At 50.8% G+C, this 10,014-nt stretch carries 16 protein-coding genes; 14 read left to right on the top strand and 2 right to left on the bottom strand.

The annotated features are described in order from the left end of the window. The first annotated feature begins 29 nt into the window (after positions 1 to 29). The 10 genes from B5P39_RS19315 (at position 30) to B5P39_RS19355 (ending at position 7,079) form a co-directional block, all read left to right on the top strand. On the top strand, positions 30 to 272 hold the full coding sequence (locus B5P39_RS19315; RefSeq protein ID WP_225452413.1) for a hypothetical protein: 243 nt from the start codon (positions 30 to 32) through the stop codon (positions 270 to 272). Further along, positions 262 to 1,515 carry a DNA-methyltransferase gene (locus B5P39_RS19320; protein WP_088212647.1) on the top strand — a complete coding sequence of 418 codons (1,254 nt, stop codon included), beginning with the start codon at positions 262 to 264 and terminating at the stop codon, positions 1,513 to 1,515. The genes B5P39_RS19315 and B5P39_RS19320 overlap by 11 nt, the downstream gene beginning before the upstream one ends. Beyond that, the gene (locus B5P39_RS19325) at positions 1,512 to 1,712 is read left to right on the top strand and encodes a hypothetical protein (protein ID WP_217895750.1); all 201 of its coding nucleotides are present in this window, start codon (positions 1,512 to 1,514) and stop codon (positions 1,710 to 1,712) included. The genes B5P39_RS19320 and B5P39_RS19325 overlap by 4 nt, the downstream gene beginning before the upstream one ends. Positions 1,713 to 1,749: 37 nt before the next feature. Then, the gene (locus B5P39_RS24730; protein ID WP_172693092.1) at positions 1,750 to 1,932 is read left to right on the top strand and encodes a hypothetical protein; all 183 of its coding nucleotides are present in this window, start codon (positions 1,750 to 1,752) and stop codon (positions 1,930 to 1,932) included. Positions 1,933 to 2,064: 132 nt separating this feature from the next. Then, positions 2,065 to 2,283 carry a hypothetical protein gene (locus B5P39_RS19330; RefSeq protein ID WP_088212648.1) on the top strand — a complete coding sequence of 73 codons (219 nt, stop codon included), beginning with the start codon at positions 2,065 to 2,067 and terminating at the stop codon, positions 2,281 to 2,283. 13 nt (positions 2,284 to 2,296) lie between these two features. Continuing rightward, positions 2,297 to 2,674, top strand: coding sequence for a hypothetical protein (locus tag B5P39_RS19335; RefSeq protein WP_088212649.1), 378 nt, complete (start codon positions 2,297 to 2,299; stop codon positions 2,672 to 2,674). Positions 2,675 to 2,948: 274 nt separating this feature from the next. Next, entirely contained in the window at positions 2,949 to 3,734 is a 786-nt protein-coding gene (locus tag B5P39_RS19340) for a ParA family protein (RefSeq protein WP_001151305.1), read from the top strand. Between the two features lie 3 nt (positions 3,735 to 3,737). Further along, positions 3,738 to 4,919, top strand: coding sequence for a ParB/RepB/Spo0J family partition protein (locus tag B5P39_RS19345; RefSeq protein ID WP_088212650.1), 1,182 nt, complete (start codon positions 3,738 to 3,740; stop codon positions 4,917 to 4,919). Positions 4,920 to 4,967: 48 nt separating this feature from the next. Beyond that, positions 4,968 to 5,240, top strand: a complete 273-nt coding sequence (locus tag B5P39_RS19350) for a helix-turn-helix domain-containing protein (RefSeq protein ID WP_000703827.1) — start codon at positions 4,968 to 4,970, stop codon at positions 5,238 to 5,240. 225 nt (positions 5,241 to 5,465) lie between these two features. Then, complete coding sequence (locus tag B5P39_RS19355) at positions 5,466 to 7,079, top strand: IS1634-like element ISAs25 family transposase (protein ID WP_010674210.1); 1,614 nt, start codon at positions 5,466 to 5,468, stop codon at positions 7,077 to 7,079. Position 7,080: 1 nt separating this feature from the next. Here B5P39_RS19355 and B5P39_RS19360 read toward each other — a convergent pair whose 3' ends face one another. Further along, positions 7,081 to 7,656 (bottom strand): N-6 DNA methylase, encoded by a 576-nt coding sequence (locus B5P39_RS19360; RefSeq protein WP_088212651.1) that lies wholly within the window; start codon positions 7,654 to 7,656, stop codon positions 7,081 to 7,083. 91 nt (positions 7,657 to 7,747) lie between these two features. Further along, positions 7,748 to 7,891: a hypothetical protein gene (locus tag B5P39_RS24735; RefSeq protein WP_172693091.1), complete on the bottom strand. Its 144-nt coding sequence runs from the start codon at positions 7,889 to 7,891 to the stop codon at positions 7,748 to 7,750. 345 nt (positions 7,892 to 8,236) lie between these two features. On the opposite strand from B5P39_RS24735, the gene B5P39_RS19370 reads away from it, so the two are divergent. The 4 genes from B5P39_RS19370 to B5P39_RS19385 are packed head-to-tail and all read left to right on the top strand — an operon-like array spanning position 8,237 to position 10,009. Beyond that, positions 8,237 to 8,587 (top strand): hypothetical protein, encoded by a 351-nt coding sequence (locus tag B5P39_RS19370; protein WP_369596984.1) that lies wholly within the window; start codon positions 8,237 to 8,239, stop codon positions 8,585 to 8,587. Beyond that, complete coding sequence (locus tag B5P39_RS19375) at positions 8,580 to 8,861, top strand: hypothetical protein (RefSeq protein WP_088212652.1); 282 nt, start codon at positions 8,580 to 8,582, stop codon at positions 8,859 to 8,861. Before B5P39_RS19370 ends, B5P39_RS19375 begins: the two co-directional genes overlap by 8 nt. Then, complete coding sequence (locus B5P39_RS19380) at positions 8,836 to 9,510, top strand: thymidylate kinase (RefSeq protein ID WP_088212653.1); 675 nt, start codon at positions 8,836 to 8,838, stop codon at positions 9,508 to 9,510. The genes B5P39_RS19375 and B5P39_RS19380 overlap by 26 nt, the downstream gene beginning before the upstream one ends. After that, on the top strand, positions 9,503 to 10,009 hold the full coding sequence (locus tag B5P39_RS19385) for a hypothetical protein (protein ID WP_088212654.1): 507 nt from the start codon (positions 9,503 to 9,505) through the stop codon (positions 10,007 to 10,009). The genes B5P39_RS19380 and B5P39_RS19385 overlap by 8 nt, the downstream gene beginning before the upstream one ends. The last annotated feature ends 5 nt before the right edge of the window (positions 10,010 to 10,014 follow it).

The raw sequence follows: 10,014 nt of genomic DNA on the forward strand, positions 1-10,014 counted from the left end.
TTAACAGCCAAGGTTTGAGGCAGGGGTCGATGTCATCCACATTGGTTAAAGAAAAGTTTGGCCTAGACCTTGGTGCAATGTGCCGTTATGACAAACCCCAGCATGTCGAGTTCAAAGTCCTTCCTGATCAGACAATCCAGTTCCGCTGCTCATGGTTTGAAGGTGGCGGATTAACCTGGTGGCCTTTCTACACCGAGCATGATGTAAAGAGCGCCGAGGCGACCTCTGTGCTCAATGACATATTCCAGGGTACGGAGGGGCATGATGAGTAGCCAGCTAGAACTCTTTCATGTCCAAGAGGCGTATGCCAAGGCCGATAAGCCGTTATCGAATGAGGAGCTCTACGATTCGGTGGCAGAGCTCGCTGGAATCCCGAAAAGCGCTCTGAATGAACAAAGTGAAATTGGCAAGGCAAAGGTCAAGCGGAGCAAGCTGAAAAGACAGATACGCTGGTATCAGCAAACCCTCAAGTCGATGAACCTTCTCCAGAAGGTGGACGGCGAGCGGGGTGTCTGGGAGCTCTCAAGCAAAACCAAGAAGGGCCTGCATGAAGCGCTAGGTGGCGTTCGACTGGTCGCTTATTCAACAAATCTTGGGCTGGCGGTGTGGTCAAACAACAAGAGCTTTTTCTCTGACCTCGATGAGCCGGTGCATCTGTGTGTGACATCTCCGCCGTTCCCGCTCCGTATACAGCGTGGCTATGGAAACGTTGATGAAGCCAAATGGGTGGATTTCATTACTCAGGCACTCGAACCGATAGTCAAGAACCTGGTGCCAGGAGGAAGCGTTGTCCTGAATGTCAGCAATGACATATTCGAGGCCAAGAGCCCCTCCAGATCTCTCTACGTTGAGCGAATGGTGCTGGCGCTCCATGATCGGCTTGGGCTCTCTCTCATGGATAGATGGCCGTGGATCAACCTGTCAAAACCACCAAGTCCGACCCACTGGGCTTGTGTGAACCGTTACCAGTTGTGTGCCGGGTGGGAGCCTGTTTATTGGTTCACCAACGACCCTGACAGGGTGCGTTCTGACAACAGAAGGGTCCTGATCCCTCATACAGAGAAACATCAGAAGCTGATGGCCCAAGGCGGTGATAACAGAGTGGTCAGTTATGGTGACGGGGCATATCGACTGAGAGGGAACGCATTCTCTAACGTCACGGAAGGACGGATACCGAAAAACGTTATCCAGCGCGGCCACCGTTGTGCGGATACTCTGGAGCTTCGGAGAATCGCTAGAGAACTGGGGTTGCCACCGCACCCGGCAATGTTCCCAACAGACATACCTGAAATGGCTATCCGCTTTCTGACGGAAGAGGGCGACCTTGTTGTTGATCCGTTCAGTGGGTCGAATAAGAGCGGGTTGGCCGCAGAAAGGAATAACCGGCGCTGGATCGCCTGTGACATCATTCTTGAGTACATTCGCACCCAGGCGGAAATGTTCACCGGCTTTGATGGATTTTGGATGAACCCAGCAATAGGAATGGTAGGAACGGGAGCAGGGCAATATTCATGAAGCGTGATTTATTAGAATCAATAAGGCTAGATGCTAGTCCCTTAGAGTTGGCGGCCAAAGCTGTGCTTCGTGAAGAGCTAGACCGTGTAGAAGTTCATCCTTGCGATGAAGGTGATGATGTGGTTGCTGCCAGGCATTTAACACAAGAGATGAAAATTTTGCTATCCGCTCTCACGGGCTATAAATTGTCGAAATAGCTTAGTTGATATTATTTAATAACAAAAAGAGGTTTGTATGAACGTAACAAAAGTCATTCTTATTGCATTGATTTCTTCTGTATCAGCACTGCTCACGCTTTGGGTGGCGGGAGGTTTGACTATGAGCGGTTGGTATATTCCAATTGTTTTTTTGGTAATAGCTAGTGTCATTTCTGACAGGGCTGGCTTGGGGTCAATATCTGAGTTTTTTAAAATCTAAATGAAGGGAAATCGTATGTCAGCACAGCAATTGGCCGCTTTACTGGGTCAGCCACTTTGGAAAATTGAGCGAGCTCTGGCTGCGCTACGAGCCAAAGGCCTTATTGAAACCTACAAGTAAGGAATCCGCAAAATGATTCTAAGTTTTCTGGATTTCTTAACCATAGCGCTCATCATTCGTGGGCCTGAGTTCCTGCGCCTGTTTGTGGAGGTTTTGCAGTTCGGTTGTAGGCTTGATAAGGCGCAGTACGCGCTTGCCTGTGATGACCATGCTAATTTTCACTACAAAGAGAAGCCTTGCGCTTGGTTTAGAGCAAAGCTGGCAGTAAAAGCATTTATTCTAAATAAGTAATAGGATACCGAACATGGCAACATGCCTTATTTTTTATATTCGGACCGATAACCCGTCAGTGATTGATAAACATCTATCTAACAATCTTCCTGATTGGGAGTGGCCGATTTCGATTGAACCAACTACTGCACAGGCAGTTCATGACTCGCATGTCATAGATAACAGCAGTGAGCCAAACTGGTATACATGGTATTCATATATTCCACTTAATGAGACCTATGGTTCAAAATATCCAGGACAAAACTATCTAAAAGCACTTGCTGCCCTGAACGGGGTTAAAAATGTTATTGATACGCTCTTAACTACTGATTCTACTACTGGCGAAGCCGGTGAGAAGCTCCGTGGTTTGGAGCTCAATGTTTTTGAAAATGGCATAGAGTCCACAGGCTGACAGAAACGCTGTCATGTGTAATGGCTCACGCCGGAACGAGGTTCTGCACTGCCAAGCAGTTATTGGCGAATGAGCTTGGAGCAGCAAATCAATTGCGCTGACAGCACAAACCTTGTCAATAAGCGGCCTTCATGGCCGTTTTTTTGTTTAATGTTTGTTTTAACAGAACCATAATTAGATATTGCAGTATCATTTTATGATCGCTACAATCTTTCACATGTGAAAGTTTGGGGGTGGTCTTGATCACCTGCGAGAAACCAAAATAGAGGTGGGTATGGCAAAAGTAATCAGCTTCGCCAACCAGAAAGGCGGAGTGGGTAAGAGTACCCTCTGTATCCAGCAGGCCTTTTATCTGGCGTTACAGAAGAAAAAGAAAGTGCTGGTCTTGGATATGGATGGTCAGGGGAACACGTCCTCTCGACTGGCCCCCAGACGAGAGCTTGAGGATGGTGACTACGAGCCCATCCTCACTGGAACCAAAACCGCAGAGCTGTTCGCTTACGAGCTGGACGGAATTGAGGTCATGCACTGCCCTTGCGGTGCAGACCTCATTCATACGCCGAAGAATGACCCGGATCTGTTTGAGATGGAGGCTGTGCCTCTTGACCAAGCCATGAATCCGGCTCGCCATTTGGCTGAGCTGTTTGAGAACTACGACTACGTGCTGATTGATTGTCCGCCTAGCCTCGGCAGAAAGCTGGTGGCAGCGTTGGTGATGTCTACCCATGTGGCATGTCCGGTAAAGCTCTCTGGCTTCGCTGTGGACGGCGTAGAAGGTCTCCTGAACACGATTATTGGTGTGCGCGAGGCATACAACCAAAATTTGGAGATCCTGGGCATCGTGATCAACGACATGGACCGCTCTGTCAATCACGACAAGGCCCTCAAGTCGCTGGAGAACACAGTTCCGGATCTGCTGTTTGAGAACAAAATTATGCACCGGCCTCCGCTCGATACGGCGACGACTGATGGCATCCCTGTCTGGGAGCTTCGCTATGGACATGTCGCGGCCAAAGAGGTTGAGGCGGTGTTGGAAGAACTATTAGAGAAGGTGGGCTAAGCGATGGCATTGAACAATTTAAAAGGCCTGTCCGAACTTGCTAAAGCCGCCAAAGGCAAGAAAGGCAAAGAGGTTCTTACCGTACCTGTTGACGACGTTGTATCCAAGGTCCAGGTTCGTAAGCGCTTCCGTAACATTGAAGAGCTGGCGGCAACCTTGCTGACCGAAGGGCAGCAGTCTCCGATCATCGTGTTCCCGAAGAACGAAGAAGGCAAGTTCGTCATCCAAAAAGGGGAGCGGCGTTGGAGAGCGTGTAAACACGCTGGTATCGAGACCATTGACTTGGTGGTGAATGATAAGGTCCAGAACAACTTGGACGAGACTGCTGGTGAGCTGATCGAAAACATCCAGCGGGATGACTTGACTCCGGTAGAGATTGCCGAGGCGTTAAACCTGTTTATTGAAGAAGGTTGGAAGCAAAAGGATATTGCTGATCGGCTCGGTAAGAATATCACTTTCGTATCTACGCATCTGTCGTTGCTCAAGCTACCTGACTGTGTGCGTGAGTTATACGATAATGAAGTATGTTCTGATACAGAGACCTTGAATAACCTTCGTCTCTTGTTCGATCTGAATGAAGAAAGATGTCGCGCCGTCTGCGCGGTGGCTATGTCTGACGGGATTACTCGTAAACAAAGCCGTGAGCTGCTGAATGATGCCAAACGTATCAAAGACGAAATGGAAAAAGGCCCACTGACTGGCTCCCACCAGAATGATGAGCTTGGCGCTGGCAACACCGACGAGCAATCCCTCAACTCGGGTGGGGATGGTACGTCGGAACAAACCGGGAATGACGACCTGAACCTTGCCCAGGAGGAACTGGAACGGGGTAAAAATTCCAATGGTCAGGACGATGATGACGAAGACCCTTTGCGTGATGAAGAGGGTGAGCACAAAGATCCTGTCAAGCAGCCAGATAACAGCGGCAAGGACAAAGATGAAGAAGGCGGTGATGCTCTTCCTCCTCTGCCGAAGGACAAGGAATGGAAGAACGTCCGGGCTGACAGTTTGATTTTTGCTGTCAACGTTAACCTGGATGGCGAGACCAAACGTGGAGTCATCATGACCGACCGTGTTGCTCTGGTTCCGTCTACTGTCTGGGTTAAAACGCTCGATGGCGAAGGCAAGGAAAAGCATGTTCATGTGCCTGTGTCAGACATTGAACTCCTGAGTGTCGAAGGCTAATAAAGGAGGCCCAGCCAGAGAGGTTGGGCCTGTCAAGAACAGGTGAATATGAAGATCTCACAGGACATGAAAAGAAAATTTGCTTTGGTGAATGCCCTGTCTAAAACGGAGAAGCCAAGTCTCCAAGACCTTCACAAGGCAACAAATATTCCTGAATCAACGATCAAGAGACAGTTGTCTGCCCTGCGTGATGAGTTCGGAATGAATATCTTGTTCGTCAGGGAGTCTACCGGCGAACGAGGTGCCACCGGCTACTACATGCTGACAGACTGGGGGATCTTAGACAGGTCTTCGTTCTTGAACCGGTACGGAAAACTGTAAGGTGCCATAGAGCAGCGCATTGAATGCAAAACCCGCCAATCGGCGGGTTTTTTTATGCTGCCACGGTAGCGGCGGTTGCTGGAGGTTTTTCGGCGTAGTAGGCGATGTTCTTGGTTCGTCTGCTAAGGGTGTCTATCCGTCATTCCGCACCTGATTTTGCTATTTTCAGTGCTTGACGGCGATCGGCCGTTCTGATCTATTACTCTCTTTTGCAGGTAGATCATCATGGCCGCACCCGCTATCTCGATCCGTAACCTCGATCACCTTGGTTTGGTCGCCGCACTCTGCCAGGAACTGGGCATTGCCCGCATGATCGATGCCTTGCTCCCCAAAACCCCGCCTTTCAAGGTCTCACATGGTGAAGCCTTGGTCGCCATGATAGTGAACGGCCTCGGCTTTCACAGCAGCACCCTGCACATGTTCCCGCAATTCTTCGCTAACAAGCCGGTTGAGCGCCTGATTGGCCCCGGGATCTGTGCTGATGACCTCAATGATGATGTGCTCGGTCGCTGTCTCGATGCCCTCTTTGAGGCCGATGTCAGCGCCTTGTATCAGGTGATGGCGGCGCAAGTTGTCGAGCGGCTGGGGCTCAAAAGCACCGCAGTGCACCTCGATATTACCAGCTTCCACGTCGATGGCGCCTATGACTGTGCCGATGGGGATCTGGTCGGTAAGCTGCAACTGGTGCGTGGTTATAGTCGTGATCACCGGCCAGAGCTGAATCAAGTGATCCTTGAGCTCATCTGTGAAAATCAGGCCGGCCTACCTGTCTATATGCAGGCCCTGAGCGGCAATAGTAATGACACCAAAGCCTTTGCCCAGACCGTTCGTCGCCATTTGAGCAGTCTCAAGGCCGCGCAGGAGTGCCGTTATCTGGTCGGCGATGCCGCACTGTACTGCGCCGATACCTTGCAATTACTGGCGCAACAGCAGCAACTATTTGTGACCCGGGTGCCCGTCACTCTCAATGAGGCAAAGCAGGCCGTGGCAACCATAGGTGCACAACCGCTGACCGCTCTGGGCAATGGCTATCATGGCCGTTGGCAACACGCGAATTATGCCGGGGTCGCGCAACGTTGGTTGCTGGTGCGCAGCGAACAAGCCAGCCACCGCGAGCAGCAGACATTGGCCAAAAACCTGCTCAAAGACAGTACCCGCGAGCTCAAAGCCTTCGCCAAATTGTGTGCCCGACGCTTTGCTTGTGAGGCGGATGCCCAAGCTGAGTTGAGCTGTTTTACCGCCAGCTTGATGCTGCTGCAACTGGATGCCGAAGTGGTAGGTGAACCCGTTTATACAGGACGTGGCAGACCCAAGCGTGGCGAAGAGCCAATTGGCCATCAGTTTCAAATCACTGGGTTGGCGGCAACTAGCCTGGCTTGCGTTGAAGAGGCCCGCAACCAGACCGGGGTGTTCATCCTGGCGACCAATGACCACAGCGATACGCTGACCATGGCCGAACTTTTGGCCACCTATAAAGCGCAGCAGAATGTCGAACGGGGCTTTCGTTTTCTCAAGAGCCCGGAGTTTTTAACCTCCTCACTGTACCTGAAAAAGCCGGAGCGGATTGAAGCGTTGCTCATGGTGATGACCTGTAGCCTGATGATTTACGCAGCGTTGGAGCACCGGATCCGGCAGGGATTAGTGGAGCAGAATCGCAGTGTGGCGGATATGAAAAAGAAACCGACCCAGCAGCCGACGGCCCGTTGGATCTTTTTGCGCTTTGGTGGCATCCATGAATATCGACTGGGAGAAGCTCCGCCACAAGTAACGGAGCTAACAGGAGACCAGCAGATCATTTTGGAGGTATTGGGTGAGCGCTATCGGCAAATTTATTCCTAAATCAGGTGCGGAATGTCGGGTCTATGCCGACGATACTCAGCGTTTTGGGAGTGGTATTGCGGGACTCGAAATAATGGAATAGCTGGATCATGCAGCACTTCACCATCAACGGATCGATGTCTTCCAGGTAGATTGAGGCTTCTCTCAATGCTTCGGGACCGTGGTTCTCGATCAGGTTTTCCATCCAGTGAATGGCGTTGATGCCAGAACCACAGCAGGGCTCATAAAAGTCTGCCGAAGACTGTGAGCCAACAATGAGTGACATCAAGCGGCCAATCTCTGGAGGAGTGGGGAAGTAATTGGTGCCCTTCTTGTGGAAGCCAGACATGCTTAGGACGTAACCCAAAACATCGCTGGTGGGGTCGCGCTTAATGGCGGCAGACAGGACGTGAGAGAGCTCGAAGGCGACCGGCTGAAGTTCTTCCGGGATCTCCTCCTTGGCTGGGTATAGGCCAGTCTGCAAGTATGCCCACTGGTCAATAAAGGCCTCAACAAACCGAGATGTGCCAATTCTGTATCGGGACTGCTCGATGAGAGATAAAGCCTTGGATGTAAGTTGCTGTGTTTCTGGTGACATAAGCGCTCCAGTTTGTTCTGACGAAACATTCAAGAGGTAGAAACGAAGAACCCCGCCGAAGCGAGGTTCTTTGCTTTCCTGCCTGATCGCCTTAATGCCGAAGCAAAGACGTCTTGATAAAGTCGGGGCAACCGGACATTTCCCGGTCGATGAAGTCCTGACGTTTCGCCAGCGACCATTTCATGAACGCCGCGAGCGGGATGCGCTTATTCGTGTTAGTATTGCCTTGCAGCATAACAAAGCTCCTTAATTGCTTGATTGTGTTGTAAGGGCTGCAACGAAGGTCGAAGAGCGATGCGGCCCTTATTTATGATTATTACAGCATCATAAAATAATATCAAGAGACAATAAAACGATGCCAAGAAACAAAACTTTCACATGTGAAAGTCTCCCCGCTGTCCACCTCGCACACTCCAAACGCCCAAATAACTTGTCTATCTGCCCAAAATGGGCGCGTAAGCGTCCGATAGAAAGTAATTGTTACTGAGATATTGACTACACGGAATATGGCTATATCATAGAATCATAAAATGATGCTGTAAAAGTGATATGTATGCCAAAGCAAGCAAATCATCTCCGTTTGAAGAAACCTTGCGCCAACTGTCCATTCCGGAAGGAGGGCGCTATCGAGCTGGCCCCTGGGCGATTAGAAGGCATCATCAACGACATCGTTGAAAACGACATGACGACGTTTCATTGTCACAAGACCGTGCATTCAAAGTCAGGTGGTGAATGGGATGAAGAGGGTAACTATGCACCTTCGGGACAAGAGTCGATGTGTGCCGGTGCTGCGGCTTACTTGATGAAAATAGGCAGGCCGACAGTGGCTATGCGAATTGCCTTTGCGTTTGGTGATGCAAAGGTGTCCGACTGGGACGAAGCTCAAGAGCTGGTTATCGAGCCTTTGGTACAAGGGGACCGAAATGAGTAAGCGATATGCGGTAGTGCCGCATCCGAAACTGAAACGAGAGTACAAAGGTCGGCTGGTCAGAATTACTCGGGTACTAAAAAACGGCTGGGGGTTGATCCCTCTAGGGGCTGTGGCAACGGTCACGCATCAGTCTCCCAAGGGATCAGAACTGACCTTTGAACCATGCGACTGCTGCGGCCTGAAAGCCATTATCAGTCATGTAAGCATGGACTCCATTGAATTTATCGAACCGATTACTGAGGAAGAAGATGGACGAGAACAAGCTCAACATTGAAACGGTCGATGGGCACAACGAGCTGGTAGTCAGCTTTTTGTCCAGAATGGTAAGCCTGAGTGACGAGGAAAAGCAGACAGTGTTGTCCTGCCTTCCTGACACCGACAAACAAACAATCACCCAGCTTTATGAGGCGCTGCGTTCTCAAGGGCACCAGGATCTTGCAGAGAAAGTCGAACCATACCTCCAGCAGGGGATGTTTGGGCCGATCTTCGATAACGCCAAGTCCAAGGTGCCCGTTCGGGACGAAGCGCCTTTTTTCCTCATGGATGAAAATCGTTTGAACTGGGATGACGCTAAAGCATTAAATCGCCTACGTATGAGTACGACCTGTGTTCTTGGCCGTGGCGGCTGGACTATCGGTGAGCGCTTTGATGACCGCTTTGATACCGAGGTGGGTGGAACACAGCTTATCGTCACCCAGTCACTCAACGAAAAAGGTGAGATAGAAGGAGGACTTCCTACCTCGATGCCGCTGAATGACTTTGCTGAGTTACCGAAACAGCCAAGGCCTCCTCAAATAGTTGATTACCAGGAAGACAAGCGATACACGCTTGAGGAAGCGGAAGCTATCCCTGAGCTCGCGCCAGTGGTTCGGCGTCTGAAAGAGCGCATCGAAAAGTATGAGGAGAGAAGCGCCCATGATTGACCTGACATGCCGCCTCTGTGCTGGTTCCGGTGTTTATGACATTTCCCCTTCCAAAGAAACCTGCGGTATGTGCCAAGGGCATGGGAAATTTGCTGACGCCAAAGCAATGCTGATGGCTGCCATCGAGCTGGCAAAGAAGCAGCGCGAGCCTGTCATTGAAGTGGTAATGGGGTTGGTGCTCCAGGGGGTGGATGTTAGAGGGAAGGAGCCTGGAGAGCGGTTCAAGGCTGCTCAGGCCTTTAACGCCCCAGGGCACAACCTATTACGATACGGTTGGGACGCTTGGGAGCTCTATGCCCTCCATGAGGGTGTAAGTCCAGAACTTGCATCGCTTGGCCGAAGTGTGATGCGCGAGTGGCATAGCCATTCATGGGGCCGGTTCAGTGGAGAGGTAGGCTTTAACGCCGCCGAGATCATGATCAAACAGGCCAAAGACAACCCAGAAAAAGCAGAAGAGCGCTGGGCGTTCCTGCTTAGTGAAGAATGGATGGTGGAGTAATTGTC

It is taken from the genome of Shewanella sp. Shew256 (assembly GCF_002196695.1).
Lineage (GTDB): Bacteria > Pseudomonadota > Gammaproteobacteria > Enterobacterales > Shewanellaceae > Shewanella > Shewanella mangrovisoli.